Source organism: Streptomyces sp. NPDC043685, assembly GCF_056436585.1.
The window spans coordinates 576,416-602,067 of the sequence record NZ_JBWKCH010000006.1; the positions used below are offsets into that span (position 1 = coordinate 576,416).

The following is a 25,652-nucleotide window of genomic DNA, read 5'->3' on the forward strand; positions in this document are numbered from 1 at the left end:
GAGATCCGTCCGGCGGTCTAACCGAAGAGCTTCTTGAGCTCGGCGTCGACCTTCTTCTCACAGGCGTCGAGCGCGGCCTTCGGGTCGCCGTTCTTGCGGACGGTGTTGGCGATCACGTCCCAGAACGCCGCGATCATGGCCTGCGTCCAGCCGATGTTGTCGAAGTGGCCGAACTCGTTGAACAGCTTGACGCCCTCGGCCGGCAGGCCGGACTTCAGCTTGGTCGCGGACTGGGCGAGCGAGGTGCGCGGCGGGATGTGGAAGCCGTAGGAGGTGGCGAAGTCCTCCTGGTACTTCTTCTGCTCGATCCACAGCCACTTCACGTACGCCTTGGCCGCCTCGACGTTCTTGCTCTTGGCGTTGACGAACATCGACCAGCCGCCGTTGTAGACCGACTGCTTGCCGGCCGAGCCGACCTTCGGGAAGGGGAAGATGCCGATGTCGTCGCCGAGCGCCTTCTGCATGGCCGGCATGGCCCACATGCCGCACCACTGGATGGCGGTCAGGCCCTGGATGAGGGCCGAGGGGTCCCACGAGTCGGCGGGCGCGTCCAGCAGCAGGTTGCCGCTGGTGAACAGGGAGCGCAGCTGCTTGAGGCCGTCGGCGACGGCGTCGGTGTTGAAGGCGGGCTTGTTGTCCGCGGTGAGCGTGTCGGCGCCGGCCGACCAGATCAGCGGGCGGTCGATCGCCGTCAGGTCGTTGCCGAGGAAGATGCCCTTGACCTTGCTGGTGGTCAGCTTGTCGGCGGCCTCGATCAGCTCTTCCAGCGTGGTCGGCACCTCGACCCCGGCCTTCTTGAACAGCGAGGGCCGGTAGAAGAAGAACTGCGGGTCGTCGATCATCCGGACGCCGTATATCTTGCCGTCGACCGTGTGCGACTTGATGTCGGCCTGGTTGAAGTCGTCCTTGACCGGCTCGATGATGTCGGTCAGGTCGGCCACCTGACCGCTCTTGATGAGCTGGATCTGCGGGTGGAACTCGAAGACGTCGGGAGCGTTGTCGGTGAGCAGCGCGGCGAAGAGCTTCTGCTCGAAGTTGTTGCCCGTGATCCACTGCGTGGTCACGTCGGCGTCCTTGTAGGCCTTCGCGTAGCGCTTCACGGCCTGCTCGACACCGGGCTCGCCGTACGCGTGGAAGTACTGGACGAGGCCGTCACCCGAACCGCCGTTGCCGCGTCCGGTGTTGCTGCCGCACGCGGCGAGTCCGCCGGCGGCGGCCAGGCCCATCGCGGCCCGCATAAGGGTTCGGCGGTCCATGTTGGTGTTGCTGAATGCCGACATGCTGACGTCCTTGTCTCGAGTGCGGCTGCGGCTCTGCGGCTCACTGCCTGATGGCTCACGGCCCGGGGGCTCGCGCCAGATGGCTCAAAGAAGGGTGCGGTGCGGGACGCTAGAGCTTCGGCTAAGGCTTCGGCAAGGGGTTGGACGAAGTCTGCACGAAGCGTTGCGTCCCGTTCGCGATTTCGAACGCGCGGGGGGTGCGGAGGAGTTGGTTCCGCCCCTACGGGGAGGGGGTGGTGGCGCGTCTCCTCACGGGGGCGGTGCGTTTGCCGTTCTTCTGCCCGACGACCTGGAGGGCGCCCTCCAGGGCGAACGTCGCCGCGCCGAGGCACACCGGGTCGGTGGGGATCGGGGAGAGGACGACCCGGGTGGCGGCCAGCGGCCGGGGCAGCGCGTGCCGGGTCACGGCCTCGCGCACTTCGTGCAGCAGCGGCTCGCCCAGGGTGCGGGCCACCCAGCTGCTCAGCACGACGATCTCGGGGTTGAACAGGTTGACCAGGTCCGCGACGCCGGCGCCCAGGTAGCGGGCGGTGTCGTGGACGACGCGGCGCGCCACGGGGTCGCCCGCCGCGACCCCACGGGCCAGCGCGTCGATGGTCGCCGTCTGGTCCTCGGAGTGCAACAGCGCGCTGTCGGGGCTGAGTTCGCGCAGGTTCAGCATGATGCCGCGCGCGCCGACGTACGCCTCCACACAGCCGTGGTTGCCGCAGCGGCACAGGCGTCCGTCCAGCACCATCGTGGTGTGGCCCCACTCGCCGGCGCTGTTGCTGACGCCGCGGTGCAGCCCGCCCCCCAGGACGAGACCGGCGCCGACGCCGGTGCCGAGGTTGACCACCACGGCGGTCCCGGCTCCGCGGGCCGCCCCGAACCAGAGCTCGGCGACCGCGCTGGCGCGCAGCGGGTTGTCCAGGTACAGCGGATAGGCGATGTGCTCGGTGAGCAGGTCGAGCAGCGGTACGTTGTGCCAGTCCCAGTTGGGTGCGTACTCCGCGATGCCGGTGGCGCGGTCCACCTGGCCCGGCACGCTCACGCCGACTCCGAGCACCCGGGCGCCCTCGATGCCGGCCTGGGTGACCACGGAGCCGACGGCGGTGGCCACGTGGGCGACCACCTGCTCGGGCAGGCTCTCGCTGGGGCGGACGTCCTCCTCGGCGCGGGCCAGCACGTTCAGCCCCAGGTCGAACAGCTCGACGTGGACGTACGTCTCGGCGATGTCGACGCCGATCAGCGCGCCGCCCGAGGTGTTGACCGCGACCAGGCCGCGGGGGCGGCCGCCCGCCGAGTCCTCGAAACCGACCTCGGTGATCATGCCGAGGTCCAGCAGCTCGCCGACGAGGGTGGCCACCGTCGCGAGGCTGAGCCCCGTGGCCGCCGCCAGCTCCTGCCGGGAGGTGGGTGACTCCGCGATGATCTGGCGCAGCACCTCGTAGCGGTTCGCGGTGCGGATGTCACGTGATGTGCGCTTCACCGGGGTGCCCCATTCCTTCCCAGAACGGCCGGGCCGGGTCGGACGTCGGCACCGGCGCGGCGCAAGGCTATGGGCTGCCCGGACTTTCGACAAGGGGTTAGGAAAGGGGCTTTATAAAGTGCTCGCCCCGGTGGGGCAGTTGACGGCCGGGCGTGGCCGACGGCCGACGGTGGCCCGCCCATGATGCCTCAGGGCGCACGCGGGTGCGGGGCGGGGACGGTCAGTCCCCGTTCTCGGCAGCGCCCACGGGGCAGGCCGCCCGCTCGCCCGGGTGGCTCGCGCCGGCGACCGCGGCGGCCAGCTGTCGCTGCACCTGCTCCGGCAGTGTGGTGCCGTGCACGGTGCCCACCAGGTCCTGGGCCAGGTTGTGGAGCTTGGTGTTGGTGTTCTGGGAGGTCCTGACCAGCACGCTCCAGGCCGCCTCGGGGCTCAGGCCGAAGGAGGCCATCAGGATGCCGCGGGCCAGGTCGATGGTGGGCCGCGTCTGCATGGCCCGGCGCAGCTGGGCGACCTCGGCGCGCAGGTCCTGGTCGTCCTCCCGCACCGGGGCGGCGGGAGGCGCGGCCGGTCGTGCGGTGTCGCCCCGCGGAGCGGTGTCCGCGAACAGCTCCCGGGTGCCGGTCAGCTCGAGGAGGCGCTCGACCGCGATGCCGCAGGACCGGACGGTGACCGTCTTGCCCTGATCGACGGCACGGGCGCGCAGGTCCAGCAGCGCGTTGAGGCCCGAGCAGTCACAGAATCCGATCGCGTCCAGGCGCAGGTCGATGCCGCTGCCCGACAGGGTGAGCATGTCGTACAGCTCGGGCAGCAACCGGCGGCTGCCGAGGTCCAGTTCACCCCACATCGTCACGGACATCCGATCGCCGTCCGGTGTGACGTCCATGGTCGCCATGCACGGCGGGACCGCCGCCGGCGCGCTGTCGCCCGCCACGGCCGCGGCGCCCTCCCGCGTGTGAGAGCGCGCAGTGTACGCAGGCTCCGGCATGGCTCTGTTCTCCCTCGTCTGTACGCCTTGCCTCCGCTTCCAGCGTTGCCCCTCTACCCCACGCACGTCAATCAATACATGAAATGAAGTACGTGTTTTTGAGTGCGTGAATGTTCTGTCGCTAGAGTTGAGGCATGGATGGAGTGCCCGAGCCACACACCGGATGGACGTTCCTCACCAACCATGCCCGAGTGCTGGCCGCGATCGCCGACAATCACAGCGCCCGCATCAGGGACATCGCGGCCCGCTGCCGGCTCACGGAACGGGCCGTGCAGAAGATCATCGCCGACCTGGAACAGGACGGTTACCTCTCCCACACCCGGGAGGGGCGCTCCAACACGTACCGGATCGACCCCGGCAAGGTGCTGCGCCACCCGGCCGAGGCGGGTCTGACCGTGGCGTCCCTGATGTCCCTGCTGGTCAAGGACGAGGCCGACCGCGCCACGACCACGGCCTCCCGGGGCCGGCCCCACGCCACGGCCTGACCGGGCGATCGCCGCGACCCGCGCGACGGGGCCCGGGCCGCGCGTGCGGTGCCGGTGCTCGCCGCGTCGGGCGCGGCGGGCCGGTGTGACGACCGGCCCGGTGCCCGGGGTGTGCCCTGGCGAGCGAGCAGGGCCCGGACGAAGGCGTTGCTCTGTCCCCGGCGGGTCCAGGGACGCCCGCGCCGCGAGTCGTCGTGGTGATCGGCCAGATGCCCAGACCGTGCCCCGGCACACACGCCCCGCACGAAGGTGTTGCCTCGGCGGGTCCAGAGATCGCCCGCGCCCCGAGTCGTCGTGACGCCCGCCCGGTGCCCGGACTGGGCCCGGCGCGCACGCCCCGCGCGAAGGTATGGCTCCCTTTCGCCGGCGGGGGCCGGAAACCGCCCGCCCCGGCTACGCCCCCGCCAGCACGTCCCGGACGAAGGCGTTGCTGAATTTCCCCGAAGGGTCCAGCTCCCGCGCCAGCGACCGGAAGTCACCGAGTCGCGGATACAGCCCGCTCAGGGCAGCCGCGGGCACCGTGAACACCTTGCCCCAGTGGGGCCGGGCGGCGAAGGGGGCCAGCGCCTCCTCGACCCGGCGCACCACCGGCAGCACCGCCTGCGTGTCCTCGATCCAGGTGAAGTGCGCCGCGACGGTGTCCCGGCCGTGGGAGGGGCTCAGCCACTGGTCGTCACCGGCCACCGTGCGCACCTCGCAGGTCTGCAGGACGGGCGCGACCGTCCCCCGGATCGCGTCGAGCGCGCGCAGCACCTCCACGGCGTGCCCGCGCGGCAGCAGGTACTCCGACTGCAGCTCCGCCCCGCTGCTCGGGACGAACTCCGCCCGGAAGTGCGGCAGCCGCTGGTGCCAGGGCCCCGGCACGCCGAACTGCTCGGTGCAGTTGAGCGCGGGCATGCCCGGCACCGGATGCATCTTCTCCGTGGCGGGAGCGGCCCAGGGGAAGGCAGGCAGCGGCTGGTCGGTGCGCCGCTTGAGCCACACCTGCCTGAAGCCCGGCTCCCGCCAGTCGGTGAACAGGCTGACGCTGTACCCCGTCGCCATCACCGTCTCGAACGTCCCGGAGTCCAGGCCCTGGAGCGGCAGTTCGGTGAAGACGTACTGCTCCACCTCGTAGGCCGGCTCCAGGTCCAGGGTGAGCGCGGTGACGACGCCGAGCGCGCCGAGCGAGGTGACGGCCCCGCCGAACCGCTCCTCGTCCCGGCCTATCGTGACCGTCGAGCCGTCGGCCGTGACCAGCTCCACCTCGCGCACGGACGCCGAGAGCGGCCCGTTGAGCACCCCTGAGCCGTGGGTCCCGGTGGCGACCGACCCGGCCACCGAGATGTGCGGCAGCGACGCCATGTTGTGCAGTGCCAGTCCCTGACCGTGCACCCGGCGGGCCAGTTCCGCGTAGCGCACACCTCCGCCGACGCGGACCGTACGGGCGGCCGTGTCGACGTCCACCTCCGGGGGCAGGCCGGCCAGCGACAACAGGAGGCCCTCGGGGCCCGGTTCGGCGATCGCGTTGAACGAGTGCCCGCTGCCCAGGACCCGCACCCGGTCGCCGTCCGCGACGAGCGCGCGCAGCGCGGTGAGCGAGCCGGGCCGGTGCACTTCCTTGGCCGCGTAGGTGATGTTGCCCGCCCAGTTGGTCACGGTCCCGTTCATCGCGTCGTCCTTCCCCGAGGCAGCGGGGGACCGGGATGCCCCCGCCGGAACCTACCCCGGGCCCGGCGTCCATTGCCGCCGCTGCCCGGCCCGGCCTACGGTATGCAGCGCAGAGAGCGGTTTCTACCCGCGTTGCCGGAACCGTTCCCGCAGCGCCCGCCGCCCGAGCCGGAAGGTCACCTCCTTGAGCCAGCGCCCCCAGGGACTGTTCGCCATGGCCGCCGAGAACGTGCCGCAGGTCTTCCCGCCCGAGGTGCTGGCGCGGCTGCGGGAGTCCGTCGACGTCGACCCGGGCCTGGTGGCCGAGGACTTCACCGACCCGCGTGTGCTCGACGTGCTGGCCCGGACCGAGATTCTGGTGACCGGCTGGGGATGCCCCCGCCTCGACGAGAAGGTCCTCGACGCCGCTCCCCGGCTGCGGGCGGTGCTGCACTCCGCCGGCTCCGTGAAGTCCTTCGCCACCCCGGCCCTGCGCGAGCGCGGCATCGCCCTCTCGTCGGCGGCCGCCGCCAACGCGCTGCCGGTCGCCGAGTACACCCTCGCCATGATCCTGCTCGCCGGGAAGGACGTCCTCGCCGCCCGCGAGCGGATGCGCACCTCCCGCACGTCCGCCGGCTGGGGCGTCATCCCCGGCATCGGCAACTACGGCCGCCGGGTCGGCGTCATCGGCGCCTCGCGCATCGGCCGCCGTGTCCTGGACCTGCTGCGCCCCTTCGATCTGCGGCCGGCCCTCAGTGACCCGTACGTCGACGAACGGCAGGCCGCCGCGCTCGGTGTCCCCCTGCTGCCCCTGGACGAGCTGCTGCGGACCTGCGCCATCGTCACCGTCCACGCCCCCGAGACGCCCGAGACCCACCACATGATCGGCCGCCGCGAGCTGGCCCTGATGCCCGACGGGGCGGTGCTGATCAACACCGCGCGCGGCGCGCTGGTCGACCACGACGCCCTGGTGGCGGAACTGCGCACCGGGCGGCTCACCGCGATCCTGGACGTCACCGACCCCGAGCCGCTCCCCGCCGACTCGCCCCTCTACGACCTGCCCGGCGCCTTCGTCACCCCGCACCTCGCGGGCTCCCAGGGCAACGAGCTGGCCCGGCTCGGCCTGACCGTCGCCCAGGAGGCGGAGCGGCTGCTGGCCGGGGAGAGCCCGGCGCACGCGGTGGACTGGGCGGCACTGGCGCGCGAAGCCTGAACCGCACCCCCGCGAAACGCCACGAACGGGGCATTCCGTCGGCTCGGGGGGACCCGGTACCGGCCGCGTACACCCATGGGCATACCGTGAGGAGTCGTACGTCCGAACCGGGAGGAGCAACGGGATGGGCAGCCGTACCGCGCTGGTCGAGGATCTGATGGAGCGGTTCCCGCACGTACCGCGGGAGGCCGTCTTCAAGGAGGACCTGCTCCGCGGCGGCGTCGCCTTCGACCCGTCCGCGCTCAGCGACAACGAGGGTGGCGAGGTCAAGCCGAAGTCGTACTTCATCTTCTCCTTCGACCACGGCACCCTGCCCGAGCTGGGCGAGGCCGCGCTGCGCCGGCCGCCCGAGGAGATCATCCTCACCGGCGGTCCCTACGACCTGCGCCGCACGGTCGTCTCGGTCCGGGTGAACCCCGCCTCGCCCTACCGCGTCGCCGCGAACGAGGACGGCGTGCTCGGCCTCTACCTCGACGGCAGGCGCATCTCCGACGTCGGCGTGCCGCCGATGCCCGAGTACTACCGGCACACCCTCTCCAACGGGAAGTCGGTCATGGAGGTCGCCCCGACCATCCAGTGGGGTTACCTGATCTACCTGACGGTCTTCCGGGTCTGCCAGTACTTCGGCGCCAAGGAGGAGTGTCAGTACTGCGACATCAACCACAACTGGCGCCAGCACAAGGCCGCCGGCCGGCCCTACACGGGCGTCAAGGACGTGGAGGAGGTCCTGGAGGCGCTGGAGATCATCGACCGCTACGACACCGCCAAGGCCTCCACCGCCTACACCCTCACCGGTGGCGCCATCACCAAGACGGTTTCCGGCCGCGACGAGGCCGACTTCTACGGCCACTACGCCAAGGCCATCGAGGAGCGCTTCCCCGGCCGCTGGATCGGCAAGGTCGTGGCCCAGGCGCTGCCGCGCGACGACGTCCAGCGCTTCAAGGACTACGGCGTGCAGATCTACCACCCCAACTACGAGGTGTGGGACGAGTACCTGTTCAAGATGTACTGCCCCGGCAAGGAGCGCTACGTCGGCCGCGACGAGTGGCACAAGCGCATCCTGGACTCGGCGGAGGTCTTCGGCGCGCGCAACGTCATCCCCAACTTCGTGGCGGGCGTGGAGATGGCCGAGCCGTTCGGCTTCAAGACGGTCGACGAGGCCATCGCTTCCACCACCGAAGGCCTGCGCTTCTTCATGTCGCACGGCATCACGCCCCGCTTCACCACCTGGTGCCCGGAGCCCACGACGCCGCTCGGCAAGGCCAACCCGCAGGGCGCGCCGCTGGAGTACCACATCCGGCTGCTCCAGGCCTACCGGCAGACCATGGAGGACTTCGGCCTCTCCTCGCCCCCCGGCTACGGTCCGCCCGGTGCCGGCAACGCGGTCTTCTCCGTCAGCTCCTTCATGGACAGCCTCCCGGCCGACGCGCCGACCACTGTCTGATAACGCTTCGGTGACGTCTTCCTCGGAGACGCCACGGCATTGAGTCGCAGGGCGGCCGTACCCGTATGACACTCCGACACCGGAGTCATGGGGGTGCGGCCGTCCTGTCGTGATATCTGAACAGGGCGCTTGTCAGTTGTGTGAGAGGCGTGAAAAGCTCTTGCCCTGCCGCGAGGGTTCCCCCCAACTCCGATGCCGATGTGGTGAGTTGACCTCGCTTGTGGATGCAGGAGACTCATGCCCGACCTGCCGACCCCTCAGGACGCCACCGAGGCCGCGCTGTTCTCCGAGTGCTGGGACGCGGTCCTCGCGTACGCCGATCTGTGCACCTCCGGCTCCTCCGCCGCCGCACAGCTGGGCCGCGAGGCGTTCGCACGCGGCATACGTGAGGCCCGCGCCGCGGAGACCGGCCCGGTCCGCGGCACCGGCCGCCGCGCGGCCCGACTGCCCCGCATACCCCTGCTGCTGACCGCCGTACGCACCACGGCCGCGGCCTGGGAGGAGGAGGGGCAGGGCCACAAACTCGACCCCGACCTGCGGCTGTGGCTCAACTCGGACAAGGCCGCCCGCTACACCGGCCCGCCGCTGCAACGCCCGCTCGCGCTGCGCGGACTGCGCGATCTCCAGCAGCCCGACGCCGAACTGCTGTGGTTCGCCGAGGTGGAGGCGCTGCCCCTGCCCCTGGTCGCCCGCCGTCTGGGCCTCGACCCGGCCGGCGCCGCCGAGGAACTCCAGCAGGTGCGCACCCTGTTCAGGGACCGCTGCCACCGCAACCACCTCGACACGCCGATGGACGCCGGGTGCCGCAGCTACGCCCGGCTGCTGGACGCCGTCACCCGTTCCTCCGCCGCCGACACCCCCGGCGACCTCTCCCGCCACCTCGCCACCTGCGTGCAGTGCGCCGAGGCCGCCGCCTGTCTGCGCCTGCACGGCGGCGGGCTGCCCGGTGCGCTGGCCGGCGGGGTGATCGGCTGGGGCGGCCTCGCCTACCTGGAGCGCCGCCGCCGAGCCGCCGAGGTGCGCCTCGGCGCCGGACGGCCCGGCGCGGCCGACCAGAAGGGGGGAGAACCGGAGGACGCCGAGCAGAAGACCCGCGTGGCCCGCAACGGCCTCCTCGTCGCCGCCGTCCTGGTCTCCGCGCTGGCCCTCGGCGTCTCGCTCATGCCTTTCGGCGGCGAGGGCGACGACCTCGGTGCACCCGGCGGCGACCGTCAGCCGGTGGCCGACCCCGGCCCCTCCCTGCCGTCCGCCCCGTCCCTGCCGCCCGCGACCTCGAAACCGGCCGGCCGGAACACCGAGCGCACCAAGCGGTCGGACCCCTCCGGCAAGCCGGACGGCGAGAACCGCCACACCGAACCCCAGGGCACCTCCTCGCCCACCCACCGGAGCGAACCCGACGAGAAGGACGAGCCCGTCTGCCGGGTCGAGTACGACCTGGTCAACCAGTGGCCCGACGGCTTCCAGGCCACCGTCACCGTCACCAGCACCGAGCCGCTCGACTCCTGGCGCGTCGCCTGGTCCTTCCGGGACGGCCAGCAGGTCGGCCAGATGTGGGACGCCTCCGTCGCCCAGAACGGCTCCCGCGTCACCGCCACCGCCGCCGACTACAACAAGTCGGTCCCCGCGGGCGGCGATCTGGCCTTCGGCTTCCTCGCCTCCTGGCGCGGGAAGAACTCCCCGCCGTACGGCTTCGAACTGAACGGCCATGCCTGCGCCAAAAACAGTTGACGCGCCTCCGCCGTGACGCGATAACGTGACGGCGGTTCCGCGCACTCGGCGGTTCCGGACGAGAAGCAGACCAAGAGGGACGAGGAGGTGTCGACCGATGGCTGTCATTGCGATGAGCGCTGCTCGCATCCAGATCATCACGTCCACCTCCAAGGCCGCCGGCTGATCCGACCGACCGTCGGGCCGGGGCCGACCTGAGAAGGGTCACCCTTGTCTTCCTCTTCTGCCGCATCCGTTTTCTCCGCGCTCGCTCCCTACGGCTGGGACGAAATCTGGGCCGAGGCGTTCACCCCGTACGAGACCGAAGGGCTGCTGCCCGGCCGGGTCGTCCGCGTCGACCGCGGGCAGTGCGATGTCGTCACCGCGGGCGGGCTGCTGCGGGCCGACACCGCGTTCGTCACCCCGCACGACCCCCTGCGGGTCGTGTGCACCGGCGACTGGGTTGCCGTCGACCCCGGCGGCAACCCGCGCTACGTGCGCACCTACCTGCCGCGCCGCACCGCCTTCGTCCGCTCCACCTCCTCCCAGCGCTCCGAAGGGCAGATCCTCGCGGCCAACGTCGACCACGCCGTCATCGCCGTGTCCCTCGCGGTCGAGCTGGACCTCGGCCGCATCGAGCGCTTCCTCGCCCTCGCCTGGGAGTCCGGGGCGCAGCCCGTCGTCGTCCTCACCAAGGCCGACCTCGTGCCGGACGCCGTGACCCGCTCGCACCTCGTCCAGGACGTGGAGACCAGCGCGCCCGGCGTGCCGGTCGTCACCGTCAGCTCCGTCGACGGGGACGGGCTCGACGTGCTCGCCGCGATCGTCGGCGGGGGGACGTCCGTGCTGCTCGGGCAGTCCGGCGCGGGCAAGTCGACCCTCGCCAACGCGCTGCTCGGCGAGGACGTCATGGACGTCCAGGCCACCCGGGACGTCGACGGCAAGGGCCGTCACACCACCACCACGCGCAACCTGCTCGCCCTGCCCGGCGGGGGCGTCCTGATCGACACGCCCGGGCTGCGCGGCGTCGGCCTGTGGGACGCCGGGACCGGCGTCGGGCAGGTGTTCTCCGAGATCGAGGAACTGGCCGAGCGGTGCCGCTTCCACGACTGCGCCCACGAGGCCGAGCCGGGCTGCGCCGTGCTCGCCGCGGTCGAGACCGGTGACCTGCCGGAGCGACGGCTGCAGAGCTACCGCAAGCTGCTGCGGGAGAACCAGCGCATCGTCGCCAAGACCGACGCCCGGCTGCGGGCCGAGATCCGCAAGGACTGGAAGCGGAAGGGGGCGATGGGCAAGGCCGCGCTCGAGGCGAAGCGGGGAGTGCACTGGCGCGCGTGACGCTCCCCGCCCTGCGGTGGGACCGGGTTCCCCGGCGGGCCGTTGTCCTTGCGGGGGCGGCGCCGCCGGGGCTCGGCGTTCCGTTGCGGGGACGGTGTCGCCGGGGTTCGGTGTCCCATTGTGGGCCGGTGCTGCCGGGGATTCGGTGTCCCGTTGTGGGGCCGGTGCCGCCGGGCCTGTCGTTCCGTTGCGGCGTCGGTGTCACGGGGGTCCGGTGCGCCAGTGCCGGGCCGGTGTCGCCCGGGGGCTCGGTGTTCCGTTGTGGGCTGGTGCTGCGGCAGCCGGGTGTTCGCTGTCGGGCCTCTCGCCGGGGGCCCGTTGTCCCCTGGGGCGCCGGTGTCGCCGGGGGGCTCGGCGTCCCGCGGCCGGGCACGTGTCGCCCGGGGCCAGGTGTCCCGCCCCTCGGGCGGGGCAGCGGGGGCCGTTCACCCCGCCCCCGGCCCCATCTCGGTGTCCGATTTCCGCCAGCGGCCGTTCCGCCGGCGTCGGAGACTGGAGTCGTGAGAGACCAAGCGACGGATGAGGACACCAGGTACGAGGCCGTACGCAGCCGCGACGCCCGTTTCGACGGCGTGTTCTTCTTCGCCGTGGAGACGACCGGCATCTACTGCCGGCCGAGCTGCCCCGCGGTCACCCCGAAGCGGGCCAACGTGCGGTTCTTCGCCACGGCCGCCGCCGCCCAGGGCTCCGGATTCCGGGCCTGCCGGCGGTGCCGACCTGACGCCGTGCCCGGGTCCGCCGAGTGGAACGTACGCGCGGACGTGGTCGGCCGTGCCGTGCGGCTGATCGCCGACGGCGTGGTCGACCGGGAGGGCGTCGCCGGGCTCGCCGGACGCCTCGGCTACAGCGCACGGCAGGTGCAGCGGCAGCTCACCGCAGAGCTCGGCGCCGGACCGGTCGCTCTCGCCCGGGCCCAGCGGGCCCACACCGCGCGCGTCCTGGTGCAGACCACCGAGCTGCCGATCACCGAGATCGCCTTCGCGTCGGGCTTCGCCAGCGTGCGGCAGTTCAACGACACGATCCGCGCCGTGTACGACTCGACCCCGAGCGCACTGCGCGCCGCCGCGCCCAAGCACGGCCGGGGCCGCCGCACCGCCACCCCGAACGCCGGCATCCCGCTCCGGCTCGCCCACCGGGGCCCCTACCGGGCCGGCCCCGTCTTCGACCTGCTGGAACGCGAGGCCGTGCCCGGCATCGAGGAGGTGAGCGGCCCGCCCGGCACCCGCACCTACCGGCGCACCCTCCGGCTGCCGTACGGCACCGGCATCGCCGCCGTCGACGAACGCCCCGGCACCGCCCGGACCGGATCCGGCGCCCACCCGGGCGGCTGGCTCGACGCCCGGCTGCACCTCACCGACCCGCGCGACCTCACCAACGCCGTCCAGCGGTTGCGGCGGCTGTTCGACCTCGACGCCGACCCCTACGCCGTCGACGAGCGCCTGGCGGCCGACCCGCGGCTCGCACCCCTGGTCGCCGCCCGGCCCGGACTGCGCTCACCGGGCACCGCCGACCCCGAGGAGCTCGCGGTGCGCGCCCTGACCGGCCCGGCGGAGGCGGAACGGCTCGTACGCCGCTACGGCAAGGCCCTCGACGCCCCCTGCGGGAGCCTCACCCACCTCTTCCCGGAGCCCGCCGTCCTCGCCGGCGCCGAACCCGGCGGCACCCTCGGCGCGCTCACCGCCGCCCTCGCCGACCGGGCCGTCCGCCTCGACCCCGGTGCCGACCGGGACGCCACGCGGCACGCCCTGCTGGCCGTGCCCGGCCTGGACGCCCGCACGGTCGCGGTCATCCGCACCCGTGCCCTCGGCGACCCGGACGTGGCGCCGCCCGGCCTCGACGCCCCCGACCATTGGCGCCCCTGGCGCTCGTACGCTGTGAACCACCTGCGCGCAGCAGGGGAGTGGGAGTTGTGATGACCGACCCGACCTACTGGACCACCGTGCCCGGCCCCCTCGGGCCGCTGCTCCTCACCGCCGCCCCGACCGGCGAGCTGACCTCCCTGTCGCTGCCCGGCCAGAAGGGCGGGCGCACCGTGCGCGACGACTGGCGGCGCGACCCCGGGCCCTTCCGGGAGGCCGAGGAGCAGCTCGCCGCCTACTTCGCCGGGGAGCTGAAGGAGTTCCGCCTGGCCCTTCGCGCCGAGGGCACGCCCTTCCGGGAGAAGGTCTGGGCCGCGCTGGACGACATCCCGTACGGCTCGACCGTGACGTACGGCGAGATCGCCGCGCGCATCGGGGCGCCCCGGGCGGCCGTACGGGCCGTGGGCGGGGCGATCGGCGCGAATCCGCTGCTGGTGGTCCGGCCGTGCCACCGGGTGATCGGGGCGGGCGGCGCACTGACCGGATACGCGGGCGGCCTGGACCGCAAGGTGCGGCTGCTGACGCACGAGGGTGTGCTTCCGGCCTGAGGCTCAGCCCCAGAACACCGCGCCCACCCAGGCCGCCGCGATCAGCTGGCAGGTGAACAGTTCGGCCAGGACGCTGGAGCCGCCCGCGCGCATGACCGTGCGCAGGGCGGCGACCGCGTCGGCGTGACGGCCCAGGCGCAGCCGTTCGAAGAGGTACACCCCGCCCAGGAATCCCGGGATCGCGCCGAGGACGGGTACCAGGACGAAACCGAGAAGGGAACCGGCTCCGGCGCAGGCCAGCATGCGGCGGGTGGTGCCGTTCATCCGCAGCCGCCGCGGCGGCAGGGTCCAGCGCGCGGCCTGGGAGGCGAGCAGCAGGACCGTGGCGCCGACCAGCACCCACCAGGCGACGGGCTGCGCATCCTTCAGCGCCCACCACAGGACCGCGGCCCACACCAGCCACGATCCCGGCATGGCGGGCAGCAGCACTCCGCACAGCCCGAGCAGGATGACCAGCCCGACCAGCAGGAGGTCCCACACTCCCATCTGACCAGACTGCCGGAACCCGCGAGAACGCGCAGGTCAGGAGCCTGGCCGCGGCCCAGACCCGCAGGTCAGCCGCTCGCGCCCCGCCGGTATCCGATTTCGCATGGCCGTTCTACGACTCACTCGACGTGCCGTTCACGGGGCCGCGGTGGGCCGGTTTTTTCCACAAGCCCCGTTTTCATCCCGCTCGTGCGGTGGACAATGACGGGCATGAGCCAGCAGGGGGGAAGGCCCACCGGTCACGAGGACGACTGGTGGAGGCAGTTGTACGACGACTCCACCGACGACACCGGCCCGGCACCGGCACCGGATTCCCTGGACGACCGGTTCGCCTCGGCGTCCGGAGCGGTGGGTGACGGGCCGCGAGGGCGGTCCGGTCCCGCGGAGGGGCGGACGGCGCGGCCGTACGGAGCGGAGCCGGTGGTCCCGGCGCCGCGGGCCGGAGCCGACGACCTCCCCGACGCGCTGCCCCCGGCGGACCGGACTCCAGCACGCGCCCCCTGGGAACCGCCGCCCCGCCCACCGGGGCCGGCGAGCTTCCCGGCAGCGTCCCCTCCCCCCGCCGGCCGGGACGAGGCGGCTCGGCCGGGGGCCGACCCCGGTGGGCTCCCACCGGGGGGTACGGGCGGTGCGGCTTCGCCGGGTGGCTCCGGTGGGGCCCCGGCCGGCCCGGGGCGGCCCCCCTCTTCCGCGCCTCCGGTCCCCCCGCCCCGCACGGCGCCTCCCACCTGGCCGGACCTCGGGTCCCGCTCGGCCACGGTGGACGACGCGCCGGTGATCCCCACCTCTCCGGCCGTGCCGGAGGCCTCGCCGGCCAGCCCCGGGGAGCTGCCGCCCCTGCCCCCGCGCCCGGCCGGGCCACCGCCCACGGCTCCACCCCCCACGACCCCACCCCTCACGGCTCCACCCCCCACGGAACCCCCCTCGGCGCCGCCACGCCCCACCGAGCCGCCGGCCCCGCCCGAACAGGCCGGCCCCCGGATCGAGCGGCCCGTGTCCGTCCCCCACTCCCGTGGCCACGTGGGGACCCGGCCGCCCACCTATGACGCCGAGCCCACGGCTCTCCCGGCCGCCGATCCGGACGACCTCGACGACCTCGTGGCGGACACCGTGCTCGACGGGGCCCGGTACGGAGCTTGTACGGTGCGGGCCGTCTCGGTGCGGGGCGACTCCGCGCGGTACCGGGGTGAACCCCGCAGGGACTCGCTGCTCACGGCCCGGTTCGGCACCGGGGAGCGCGCGCTGCTGCTGGTGGCGATGGCGACCGGGACCCGGGCCGCACCCGGTGCGCACCGGGCCGCCGCCGAGGCCTGCCACTGGATCGGCAGGGCCGTCGGGCGCAGCCACGCACGCCTGGTCGAGGACATAAGGGACGGCCGTCGCGGTGACCTGAAGTCCGGGCTGCACCGGCTCACCGACCGCAGTCTCGGCAAGCTGCGGGCCAGCGCCTCCGAACAGGGCGTCGACCCGGAGGAGTACGCGGCCAGCCTGCGCTGTCTGCTGCTGGCGGCCGATCCCGCCTGCCGCACCCGCGTGTTCTTCGGGGTCGGCCCGGGCGGACTGTTCCGGTTGCGGGAGGGGGAGTGGCAGGACATAGAACCGCCCGTCACCGACGTCAGGGGCGAACCCGTCGTGGGGTTCGGCTCACCGCCCTCCGAGACGCCCGAGGGCGACCGGCTCACCATGGACCTGGGCATCCCCACCCCGCCCAGCCCCTACGAACCGGCCCCGGAGCCGCCCCGCGAGCCCTTCCGCTTCCGCACCTCCGTCGCCCGCCCGGGTGACACGCTCCTGATGTGCAGCGGCGGCCTCGCCGAACCGCTGCGCGGTGAGCCCGAACTGGGCGAGTACCTCGCCGAGCGCTGGTCCCGCCCCGAACCGCCCGGCCTCGCCGCGTTCCTCGCCGACTCCCAAGTACGCGTCAAAGGTTATGCGGACGACCGTACGGCCGCCGCGGTGTGGGAGGCGTGAGCGCGAGCGGTGTGACTTGATGGAACCCGGAGGGATCCCAGGAGACCGAAGGGGCAGACGAGAACCATGGCCAAACAGAACGTCGCGGAACAGTTCGTCGACATCCTGACCCGTGCCGGGGTCAAACGCCTCTACGGCGTCGTCGGCGACAGTCTCAACCCGATCGTCGACGCCGTCCGCCGCAACTCCGCCATCGACTGGATCCACGTCCGGCACGAGGAGACCGCCGCCTTCGCCGCCAGTGCCGAAGCGCAGATCACCGGCGGCCTCGCCGCCTGCGCCGGTTCCTGCGGCCCCGGCAACCTCCACCTCATCAACGGCCTCTACGACGCCCACCGCTCCATGGCCCCGGTGCTCGCCCTGGCCTCGCACATCCCCTCCAGCGAGATCGGCCTCGGCTACTTCCAGGAGACCCACCCCGACCGGCTGTTCGCCGAGTGCAGCCACTACAGCGAGATGATCTCCAGCCCGCAGCAGATGCCGCGGCTGCTCCAGACCGCCATCCAGAACGCCGTCGGCCGCAGCGGCGTCAGCGTCGTCACCCTGCCCGGCGACATCGCCGACGAGCCCGCCCCGGAGCAGGCCGCCGAGACCGCCCTCGTCACCTCCCGGCCGACGGTCCGCCCCGGTGACGCCGAGATCGACCGGCTCGCCGAGATGATCGACGAGGCCGGCAAGGTCACCTTGTTCTGCGGCAGCGGCACCGCGGGCGCGCACGCCGAGGTCATGGAGTTCGCCGGGAAGATCAAGTCCCCGGTCGGGCACGCCCTGCGCGGCAAGGAGTGGATCCAGTACGACAACCCCTTCGACGTCGGCATGAGCGGACTGCTCGGGTACGGCGCCGCCTACGAGGCGACCCACGAGTGCGACCTGCTGATCCTGCTCGGCACCGACTTCCCCTACAACGCCTTCCTCCCCGACGACGTGAAGATCGTCCAGGTCGACATCCGGCCGGAACACCTGGGCCGCCGCTCCAAGCTGGACCTCGCGGTGTGGGGCGACGTACGGGAGACACTGCGCTGTCTGATCCCGCGGGTGAAGGAGAAGAAGAACCGCCGCTTCCTGGACCGGATGCTGAAGAAGCACGCGGACGCGCTGGAGGGGGTGGTGAAGGCCTACACGCGCAAGGTCGAGAAGCACACGCCCATCCACCCCGAGTACGTGGCGTCCGTGCTGGACGAAGTGGCCGCCGACGACGCCGTGTTCACGGTCGACACCGGCATGTGCAACGTCTGGGCCGCCCGCTACATCTCACCCAACGGCCGCCGCCGCGTCATCGGTTCCTTCTCCCACGGCTCGATGGCGAACGCGCTGCCCATGGCGATCGGCGCGCAGTTCACCGACCGCAAGCGGCAGGTCGTGTCGATGTCCGGCGACGGCGGCTTCTCCATGCTGATGGGCGACTTCCTGACGCTGGTGCAGTACGACCTCCCGGTCAAGGTCGTCCTGTTCAACAACTCCTCCCTCGGCATGGTCGAGTTGGAGATGCTGGTCGCCGGCCTGCCGTCGCACGGCACCGCCAACAAGAACCCCGACTTCGCCGCCGTCGCCCGCGCCTGCGGTGCCTACGGGGTGCGCGTGGAGAAGCCCAAGGACCTCCCCGGGGCGCTGAAGGACGCCTTCAAGCACAAGGGCCCGGCCCTCGTCGACGTCGTCACCGACCCCAACGCGCTGTCCATCCCACCGAAGATCAAGGCCGAGATGGTGACCGGCTTCGCCCTGTCCGCCTCGAAGATCGTGCTGGACGGCGGCGTCGGCCGGATGCTCCAGATGGCCCGGTCCAACCTGCGCAACGTGCCGCGGTTCTAGTCGTAGGGCGTCCACGCGCGCGCCGAGGTGTCGTACACGTAGCGGGGCAGGCCCTTGATGCCGCTGGTCCGGAACGGGCGGCCGCCGTCGTCGATGCGGACCGTGCCCGTGCGGCCCTGGGAGGACCAGTCCAGCTCCAGGTACCAGCGGCAGTCGCACGCCTGGGTCCTGGCGTTGACGAGCAGCACCTCCGGGTCCCGGGCGGAGACGCGGTAGGGCATGCGCACCGCCGGGATCGGCGTACCCGTGTCGTTCCCGGCGACCGCCCGGGCGATGGGGCGGTCCTTGTCGAGGTTCACGTCGAAGGAGCGCGGGGTGAGGGCACCGCCGCAGCCCCGGTCCATGGCGTAGGCGTTCCCCTGCGCGGGTGCCGTGCGTCCCACCACGCGCACCCGCAGCGCCTCCAGCACGACCGCCGTGTCGGTGCGCCCCTGGACGGACAGCCGCACGAGTGTCTCGCCGCCGTGCACCGCGTTCTGTGAGCCGGCCCAGACCCCGGCGTCCTGCGGGACCGGCGGCGGTGGCACCTCCCCGGGCGGCGCGGCGACGACGTAGTCGTGACCGCAGCCCAGCTTCCACGCCTGGGAGTCGGCCGACCAGGTGAGCGGGGCGGTGGAGTCGTCCGCGTCGGAGGGAGGGGTGGCGCGGGCGGAGGAAGAGGGGGCGGCTGGCTTCTTCGTCGCCGTGGCGGAGGGCGAGGGCCGCTCGGGGGCGGGGGAGCCGCCGTTCGGGGTGGGGGAGGCGGTGCCGGCGCGGTCCGGGGCCTTCGGCTCCGCCGTCACGGCCGGGGCCGGACCGGCCGACGGGGCGCGGTCGCCGGCGGACGCACGCCGCCCGTCCGGCAGCGCGGCGAGGCTCCCGAGTGCCGCGAGCACCGCGCAGGCCACCACCAGGCCGACCGCGACGCGTCCGCGGCGGTACCAGGGACGGCGGGGGAGCGGCGCCGCCTCGTCGGCAGGGCCGTCGGCGGCGCGCGGTGCGGGCTGCGGTTCCTCCGCCTCCGCGGCGACCGCGCCCTGTTCGTCGTCGGCCGTGACGGCCGGGCCCGCCGCCCGGGGCCGCTGCCGTGCCGCCACCGCAAGGAGCCACCGGCGGTGGAGCTCCAGACGCTCCTGCGGGGACGCCCCGCACAGGGCGGCGAAACGCTCCACGGGGGCGAAGTCCACCGGCACCGCCTCGCCCGCGCAGTAGCGGTGCAGGGTCGAGGTGTTCATCGCCAGACGCCGGGCCAGCGCACCGTAACTGCGGTCCGTGCGCTCCTTCAGCGTCCTCAGCAGCGCCGCGAACTCCCCGACGTCGTCGACGTCCTTGTCTGCCGACACCGTTCCCCCGTCCTCAGGTCCGACCCGGCCCGGAACGGCATCCCAGGCACCTCATGTACCTGCACGTCAGACGGGCTGGGATGGTTCCACCGCGCCGGATCGGCCGGGGGCCGTTGCGTCCGCCCCGTGTGACCGCTGATGCTTGTGGTGTCGCACCGAGCGGGTCCGGGCCGACCAGCCGGACTCTCGGTGGCATCGACCATCCACGCATTCATTCCTGCACCCACGGGGGACACCCATGCCCAAGCACGTCCGAGCGAGCGCGCTCGCCGCACTCACCGTCGCCGCCCTCGCGGCGGGCACGGTCCTCACGGCACCGGCCGCCGGTGCCGCGCCGAAGGCCGCCGCACCGAAGTTCCTGTCGGCGTCCGAGCTGCCGCCGCACCCGAGCTCGGCCTGGACGGCCGGCCCGGTCACCGAGGGCTTCCCGGAGTCGCTCGGGTCCTGCGTGAGCACGGAGGGCGTGCTCTCCTACACCTACCGGCACCGCGAGTTCCGGACCGAACTGGAGACGGGCGCGGTGCAGTTGACGGTCGTGACCGGCACAGCCGCTCAGGCCAAGGCCCTGGCGAAGCACTACGACGATCTGATCCGCACCTGCGCCGACCGGATCGAGAAGTCCGACCCGGACATCGAGGCCGAGGGCCGGGACTACGGAACGCTGCCCGTCGAGGAGGGCGCCCGTGTCCGCGGCCTGCACACCGAGACGTCCTGGGGTGCCACGGACATCTCGCTGCTGTCCGTCGGGCGTGACGGCAGGACGGTCACCGTCGTGAAGTGGGGCCAGATGGGCGACTTCGAGGACGCCCCCGTCGGTGCCTTCAAGAAGACGACGACCACCGCCGTCAACAAGCTGTACTGACCGCGCCCGACGCGAGACCGGGGGCCGTCCTCCCGCCACGGGGGTGAGGGAGGGCGGCCCCCGCCCTGCTCGTGGCGGCCGTGCGGACCGTCGTACTTCGGCCAACTTCACGGCCGCGCCGCACACTCCGGCCCGGTGCCCCGGCCCCTCACCGCGTACGCAGGGATCGGCAGCCGGCCGTCGGCCCATCGTCCGATCTCCGGCGGTCAGGATCCGTCCGGGGACGATGACCGGCTACCCTCTTGTCTCCCTCCCCTCCGTCGCCGTACCGCTCGGCGACCCGCCGCCCGGCCAGGCCGCTCCCTTCCGGTGGCCGAACACCCGGTCGTTGACGATCCGACATGACTGCCGCGTGCCCGTTGGGGCATGGATCCCCGTGAACGTGTTCGAGCAGGAGGGGAACCGACATCGGCGCGCGGGCGGGGGACATGGAGAGGCAGGCACGACGAGGCGGTCCCATAGCGATCGGGGGCTTCGCGACGAAGACGGTGGAGGACGGCACCGACGACATCATCGAGCAGGCGCCGGTGCCGCAGTTGCGGCGCAGACTCGGGCGGGCGGACCTGCGGGCCGTCCCGGAGGCCCGCAGAGCCCTGCGGGAACTGCTCGGGCAGTGGGGCAAGCACGGGCAGTCGGACGTGGCCGAACTGCTCACCAGTGAACTCGTCACCAACGCGATCGTCCACACCGACCACGACGCGGTCCTGACGGCCACCGTAGGACCTCGCGGACTGCGGGTGGAGGTGCGGGACTTCGTGGCCCGCCTGCCCCGGCCGCGGGTACCGGCCGCCGACGACGGTACGAGCGGGCGGGGCCTGTTCCTGGTGCAGTCCCTCGCCGACGCCTGGGGGGTCCGGCCGCACGGCGTGGGCAAGGCCGTCTGGTTCGAGCTGGAGGCGGAGGCGGCGTGAACGCCGAGGGGGCGCGGCCCGCAGGCCACGCCCCCTCGCCGCTCCTGACGCGGCTCGGCTAACCGAACTGCTGCTCGAGGTCCTTGAGCTTGCGCTCCAGGGAGTCCAGCCGGGGCAGCGCCATGGTGTCGTCCTCCGCGGTGAGGTCCACGGTCACGGGATCAGTCCCTTTGCGCACCGGCTGAAGGGAGGGACGCGAGCGGACGGGCAGGGGCTCCGGCGCCGATATGGCAGGCTCCGCGGAGACCTGCGAGGAGCCGCGCTCCACCTGGACGTCCAGCTGCCGTCCGCCGCCACGGCCGAAGTGACCGCGGTGGCCGCGGCTGATCGCCTTCAGCTGGGCCCGCTCCACGCGCTGCTGGTCACGCCGCCGCTGCCGGGTCTCTTCCTTCTTGCGCTTGTCCTCGCGCACCTCGTCGACGGCCTCGTCCAGGCTGCGCACACCCTCGAGGAGCATCAGCGACCAGGCGCGGTAGGTCTCCCGGGGGGCGCGCAGCCAGCGCACCATGCGGATCTGCGGCAGCGGGCGGGGCACCAGGCCCTGCTCCCGCAGCGCGGCCCGGCGGGTCTGCTTCAGCGCGCGGTCGAACAGGACCGCCGCCGACAGGGACATGCCGGCGAAGAAGTGGGGGGCACCCGCGTGGCCGGCGCCCCGGGGCGCGTGCACCCAGTTGAACCAGGCCGCGGCGAAGGCGAACGTCCAGACCAGTATCCGGGAGCCGAGCGCCGCGTCACCGTGGCTGGCCTCGCGCACCGCGAGGACGGAGCAGAACATCGCCGCGCCGTCCAAACCGAACGGGACGAGGTACTGCCAGCCGCCGGAGAGCCCGAGGTTCTGCTCTCCGAAGCCGACCAGGCCGTGGAAGGAGAGCAGGGCGGCGACGGCCGCACAGCAGAAGAGCAGGAGGTAGGAGAGGGTGCCGTAGAGGGCTTCCTTGCGTCTGCGGCGTTCCTCGCTGCGCTCCCAGGAGTCGTCCGCGCTCGCGTTCTTGACCGAGGAGCGCTTGCCGCGCGCGAGCACCGCCACCGCCGCCAGCATGCCCAGGAGCAGCACGGCGCCCGGAAGCAGCCAGTTCAGCGATATGTCGGTCAGTCTCATCTGGGTGGTCCCTTGCATTGGGATAGGGCGTAACGCCCGCCATAGTGGCCCAATCCCATCGGCCCTCAGAGGGTTTCGGGGCAAGAGGCCGCCAAGGAAGTGCAAGGGAATGCCCAGGGCGGCGTTCTGCTCGAACTGCCGCTTGAGGGGCGGGAGTTGAGTTCGAACAAGACTACCCGTACGAGTGGTTCCCCGGAAAGTTCCCGTGATCAGTGGGGAGTTTGTGAATCGCGGGTGGGCATGTGGGTGCCCGGTATCGCGATGATCTTACGGGACGGCGGGGGTGATCGGCCCCGCCCGTGCGTCAACCGGCCGTGGCCAGCAGCTTGGTGACACGCTCCGCGTCGCAGGTGCGCGGGCAGGTGGCGCAGGTGTCCTCGGGGCGCAGCGTGTAGAACATGCAGCAGCTCGCGCGGTCCCGGGTGAGCAGGGGCTCGCCGGCGGGGCCGGTCAGCTCCCGGAACGCCGGCGTCCCCACGTACGGCTTGGCCGCGCCCGGCAGGAGCAGCTCGAGCTCGCGCATCGCGCGCCGCTCCTCGGTCTCGCCGAGCAGCTGGGCGACGTACCACAGGCCATCGACGATCTCGTCGGTCGCCATACCCCACAGGGCGCGTCCGCGGCGCCGCATCCGGGGCCCGAAACCGGTCAGGACCGGCTCCAGGTGCTCGGCGACCGCCGACCGCACTTCCGCGCGCAGCGCCTCCTCGTCGGGGACGACCCGGGCGCCGGGCAGTGCCGCCGCCTCGTCGCCGGGCAGGCAGGCGAAGCCCGCGGGACGGACGGCCAGGTGTCCGATGGCGTGGCCGGGGGTGGTGCGGTCGTACGAGACATGGGTCACGGGGTAGCGGGGGACCCGGCGGTGCAGGAACCACGGGACGGTGATCAGTAGGCAGGCGGGCCAGGCGTAGCGGTGCAGGCCGAAGCCGGCGACGACGTCGGGGCGGGCCCGCCGGCCGTAGTCCCGTTCGATCTGGTCCACGTCCCACGCCAGGAAGCGGTCGAGGGCGGGGCCCGCGGCCGCGAGGTCGGCGGCGGTGGTCCAGCCGGCGCCGCGCGGCGCCTCGTCGCCGGTGTCCAGCTCGGTGACGGCGAGCCCCGGGAGGATCTCGGCCAGGCGGGTGTAGGCGCCGGAGACGGCCGAAAGGGGCGCGGGCATGTGATCACCGATCCGTCGGGGTGAAACGGGGCTCTTGAAGGTAAGCCTAACCTTACCCAAGATCCGCGGACATCGAACTGGGATGTGAACTGGGGGCCGGTGCGCTTATGGTGCTTGACGGACGAGTAACAACCGGCCGTAATGACCCCAAGTACCGACACATCCGGAGGAGGCCCCGTGAAGCAGGGAGCGCAGGGCTCCGCGGACACGGGGACGCCGTGGGCGGCGGCGCGGGTGGCGGCGGAACCGGCCGGGCCCACGCGGGTTCCGCCTCAGGCCGCGGAGGTGCGGGGGGAGCACACGCACGGTGAGCCGGCCGCGCCGGGGGCCCCGCGGGTCCGGCCGGTGATCCAGCGGGCCTCGGTGCGCGGGCAGATCCTGGACGCGTTGCGGGCCGCGCTGGTGGCGGGGGATCTGCTGCCCGGAGAGGTGTACTCGGCGCCGGTGCTCGGCGAGCGGTTCGGGGTCTCGGCCACGCCGGTGAGGGAGGCCATGCAGCAACTGGCCCTCGAAGGCGCCGTCGAGGTCGTCCCCAACCGCGGGTTCCGCGTGGTCGAGCGGGGAGTTCGGGAACTGGCGGAACTGGCCGAGGTCCGGGCGCTGCTCGAAGTCCCGGTGATGCTGCGGCTGGCCCGTACCGTCCCCGCCGAACGCTGGGCCGAGCTGCGCCCTCTCGCCGAGGCCACGGTCCGCGCGGCGTCCTCCGGCTGCCGCGCGACCTACGCGGAGTCCGACCGCGGGTTCCACCGGGCCCTGCTGTCCCTCTCGGGCAACGGGCAGCTGGTCCAGATCGCGGAGGATCTGCACCGCAGGGCCCAGTGGCCGCTGGTCGGGGGTGGGCCGGCGGGCCGGGGGCGGGCCGACCTGGTGGCCGACGCGCACGAACACACGGCGTTGCTGGACGCGCTGATCGCCCGGGACCTGGACGTGGTCCGGGCGCTGGTGGGCGAGCACTTCGCGGGTGCGGGTGCGGGCTCCGCCTGACCGCCGGGTGGTGGGTCGGGGCCGCGCCGGGGGGTGTCCGTCCTCGGAACGGCGCGATGGGCTTGCGTGCCGACTGACTGTTCGTTGACGCGCCAACCGCTGCGGGCGGACACCCCCCGACACGGCCCCTTCTCGCCGTACGCGGGTGCGGGTCCGCTCAGCCTGCGGGCATGCGTGCCGCCTGGGGCGGCACGGGTGGGCGTGGGGGTCCCCCCTGCTCGAGCGAAGCCGAGAGCTTGGGGGAGGCACCCCGTTCCGCCGGGTTGCGAACCCACCCGGCCTCAGCGACAACGCCGAGTACCTCGCACCCCCTCAAGCCGTCGCAGCCGGCGGAACCGGCGGAGCCAACTGGCGGGACAGCCACGTCGGCACGCCCCCGAGCAGCCGGAACAGCCGCCGGGCCTCCTCACGCAGCCGGGACGCCTCCGGTTCCGTCTCGGTGTCGGCGAGGGACACCAGCGCCGGTGCCGTGCCGACGAGATAGCCCAGCTCCTCCCGGATCCGCAGCGACTCGGCGAACCCGTGCCGCGCCTCCGCCAACTCTCCGTCCCGCAGGGCGAGTCCGGCGAGGTGGCGCCAGGTGAAGGAGAGCAGCAGGGGGTCGGAGTGGGCCGTCGCCCCCGCGTGGGCCCGGCGGTACGCGGCCCGCGCCGCCTGGGGCGCGCTCGTCAGGTTCTCCGCGAGGAGACCCCGGCGGAAGTCCAGCAGGGCCCGCGCCGGAGCCCCCGGAGGAACCAGCGCCGCCGCCCTCCCGAGCGCGGCCCGCGCCTCGTCGGCCCGGTCCCGCACCGCGAGCAGCGTCGCCGCGTAGGCCAGGTAACCGCGTTCACAAGCGGCCGCGCCGCGTTCGTCGTCGCTGTGGGCCATCGCCTCGGCCGTGCGCAGCGCGTCCTCGGCCTCCTCCCAGCCCTGCTCGGTGTACAGACACCGTTCCACCAGCAGCGACGCGCGTTGGAGCGCCGCCGCCGGTGTGGCCGGCAGCAGCAGGGCGGCCGCGTCGGACCAGCACCCGCGCGAGCGCAGCCGCCATACCGCGGTCTGGAGGGGATCGTCACCGGCGGTCGTTCCGTTACCAGACATGGCGGTATGCGCCACG

21 protein-coding genes are annotated in these 25,652 nt (G+C 73.0%); 12 read left to right on the top strand and 9 right to left on the bottom strand.

Features of this window, described 5'->3' with window-relative positions; all coding sequences use genetic code 11:
- Nucleotides 1-17: 17 nt before the first annotated feature.
- The 3 genes from AC0665_RS22480 to AC0665_RS22490 form a co-directional block, all read right to left on the bottom strand.
- Nucleotides 18-1,280: an ABC transporter substrate-binding protein gene (locus AC0665_RS22480; RefSeq protein ID WP_468403149.1), complete on the bottom strand. Its 1,263-nt coding sequence runs from the start codon at nt 1,278-1,280 to the stop codon at nt 18-20.
- A gap of 220 nt (nt 1,281-1,500) precedes the next feature.
- Nucleotides 1,501-2,748 carry an ROK family transcriptional regulator gene (locus AC0665_RS22485; RefSeq protein ID WP_478603892.1) on the bottom strand — a complete coding sequence of 416 codons (1,248 nt, stop codon included), beginning with the start codon at nt 2,746-2,748 and terminating at the stop codon, nt 1,501-1,503.
- Nucleotides 2,749-2,968: 220 nt separating this feature from the next.
- Entirely contained in the window at nt 2,969-3,631 is a 663-nt protein-coding gene (locus AC0665_RS22490) for an ANTAR domain-containing protein (protein WP_478603890.1), read from the bottom strand.
- A gap of 236 nt (nt 3,632-3,867) precedes the next feature.
- On the opposite strand from AC0665_RS22490, the gene AC0665_RS22495 reads away from it, so the two are divergent.
- A complete protein-coding gene (locus AC0665_RS22495; protein WP_468403155.1) occupies nt 3,868-4,218 on the top strand; it encodes a helix-turn-helix transcriptional regulator in 351 nt (116 codons plus the stop codon).
- 393 nt (nt 4,219-4,611) lie between these two features.
- On the opposite strand, the gene AC0665_RS22500 is transcribed toward AC0665_RS22495, so the two are convergent.
- The gene (locus AC0665_RS22500) at nt 4,612-5,868 is read right to left on the bottom strand and encodes a D-arabinono-1,4-lactone oxidase (protein WP_478705657.1); all 1,257 of its coding nucleotides are present in this window, start codon (nt 5,866-5,868) and stop codon (nt 4,612-4,614) included.
- Between the two features lie 184 nt (nt 5,869-6,052).
- Here AC0665_RS22500 and AC0665_RS22505 point away from each other — a divergent pair, with 184 nt between their 5' ends.
- The 6 genes from AC0665_RS22505 (at nt 6,053) to AC0665_RS22530 (ending at nt 13,956) form a co-directional block, all read left to right on the top strand.
- A complete protein-coding gene (locus AC0665_RS22505) occupies nt 6,053-7,060 on the top strand; it encodes a hydroxyacid dehydrogenase (protein ID WP_478603881.1) in 1,008 nt (335 codons plus the stop codon).
- Between the two features lie 124 nt (nt 7,061-7,184).
- Entirely contained in the window at nt 7,185-8,504 is a 1,320-nt protein-coding gene (locus tag AC0665_RS22510) for a radical SAM protein (protein ID WP_468403161.1), read from the top strand.
- 237 nt (nt 8,505-8,741) lie between these two features.
- Nucleotides 8,742-10,232: a cellulose binding domain-containing protein gene (locus AC0665_RS22515; protein WP_478603879.1), complete on the top strand. Its 1,491-nt coding sequence runs from the start codon at nt 8,742-8,744 to the stop codon at nt 10,230-10,232.
- A 210-nt stretch (nt 10,233-10,442) separates the two neighbouring features.
- Nucleotides 10,443-11,549, top strand: coding sequence for a ribosome small subunit-dependent GTPase A (gene rsgA / locus AC0665_RS22520; protein WP_478705658.1), 1,107 nt, complete (start codon nt 10,443-10,445; stop codon nt 11,547-11,549).
- Nucleotides 11,550-12,049: 500 nt separating this feature from the next.
- Nucleotides 12,050-13,462 carry a DNA-3-methyladenine glycosylase 2 family protein gene (locus AC0665_RS22525; RefSeq protein ID WP_478705659.1) on the top strand — a complete coding sequence of 471 codons (1,413 nt, stop codon included), beginning with the start codon at nt 12,050-12,052 and terminating at the stop codon, nt 13,460-13,462.
- Complete coding sequence (locus tag AC0665_RS22530; RefSeq protein WP_478510318.1) at nt 13,462-13,956, top strand: methylated-DNA--[protein]-cysteine S-methyltransferase; 495 nt, start codon at nt 13,462-13,464, stop codon at nt 13,954-13,956. The genes AC0665_RS22525 and AC0665_RS22530 overlap by 1 nt, the downstream gene beginning before the upstream one ends.
- 3 nt (nt 13,957-13,959) lie before the next feature.
- On the opposite strand, the gene AC0665_RS22535 is transcribed toward AC0665_RS22530, so the two are convergent.
- Nucleotides 13,960-14,442: a DUF456 domain-containing protein gene (locus AC0665_RS22535; protein ID WP_468403171.1), complete on the bottom strand. Its 483-nt coding sequence runs from the start codon at nt 14,440-14,442 to the stop codon at nt 13,960-13,962.
- Between the two features lie 210 nt (nt 14,443-14,652).
- On the opposite strand from AC0665_RS22535, the gene AC0665_RS22540 reads away from it, so the two are divergent.
- Complete coding sequence (locus AC0665_RS22540) at nt 14,653-16,413, top strand: protein phosphatase 2C domain-containing protein (RefSeq protein ID WP_478705660.1); 1,761 nt, start codon at nt 14,653-14,655, stop codon at nt 16,411-16,413.
- A 66-nt stretch (nt 16,414-16,479) separates the two neighbouring features.
- Nucleotides 16,480-18,222, top strand: coding sequence for a pyruvate dehydrogenase (locus AC0665_RS22545; RefSeq protein ID WP_478510316.1), 1,743 nt, complete (start codon nt 16,480-16,482; stop codon nt 18,220-18,222).
- Here the strand turns inward: AC0665_RS22545 and AC0665_RS22550 are convergent.
- Entirely contained in the window at nt 18,219-19,544 is a 1,326-nt protein-coding gene (locus tag AC0665_RS22550; RefSeq protein WP_478705661.1) for a helix-turn-helix domain-containing protein, read from the bottom strand. The genes AC0665_RS22545 and AC0665_RS22550 overlap by 4 nt on opposite strands.
- 238 nt (nt 19,545-19,782) lie before the next feature.
- Here AC0665_RS22550 and AC0665_RS22555 point away from each other — a divergent pair, with 238 nt between their 5' ends.
- Entirely contained in the window at nt 19,783-20,406 is a 624-nt protein-coding gene (locus AC0665_RS22555; protein WP_478603864.1) for a hypothetical protein, read from the top strand.
- A 428-nt stretch (nt 20,407-20,834) separates the two neighbouring features.
- Complete coding sequence (locus AC0665_RS22560) at nt 20,835-21,317, top strand: ATP-binding protein (RefSeq protein WP_468403181.1); 483 nt, start codon at nt 20,835-20,837, stop codon at nt 21,315-21,317.
- Nucleotides 21,318-21,375: 58 nt separating this feature from the next.
- On the opposite strand, the gene AC0665_RS22565 is transcribed toward AC0665_RS22560, so the two are convergent.
- Both AC0665_RS22565 and AC0665_RS22570 read right to left on the bottom strand, forming a co-directional pair.
- The gene (locus AC0665_RS22565; protein ID WP_363119116.1) at nt 21,376-22,416 is read right to left on the bottom strand and encodes a DUF2637 domain-containing protein; all 1,041 of its coding nucleotides are present in this window, start codon (nt 22,414-22,416) and stop codon (nt 21,376-21,378) included.
- A gap of 304 nt (nt 22,417-22,720) precedes the next feature.
- Complete coding sequence (locus AC0665_RS22570; protein ID WP_478603862.1) at nt 22,721-23,572, bottom strand: (2Fe-2S)-binding protein; 852 nt, start codon at nt 23,570-23,572, stop codon at nt 22,721-22,723.
- Between the two features lie 177 nt (nt 23,573-23,749).
- On the opposite strand from AC0665_RS22570, the gene AC0665_RS22575 reads away from it, so the two are divergent.
- A complete protein-coding gene (locus AC0665_RS22575; protein WP_478603860.1) occupies nt 23,750-24,556 on the top strand; it encodes a GntR family transcriptional regulator in 807 nt (268 codons plus the stop codon).
- A 312-nt stretch (nt 24,557-24,868) separates the two neighbouring features.
- On the opposite strand, the gene AC0665_RS22580 is transcribed toward AC0665_RS22575, so the two are convergent.
- The gene (locus tag AC0665_RS22580) at nt 24,869-25,636 is read right to left on the bottom strand and encodes a hypothetical protein (RefSeq protein WP_468631882.1); all 768 of its coding nucleotides are present in this window, start codon (nt 25,634-25,636) and stop codon (nt 24,869-24,871) included.
- Nucleotides 25,637-25,652 lie beyond the last annotated feature (16 nt).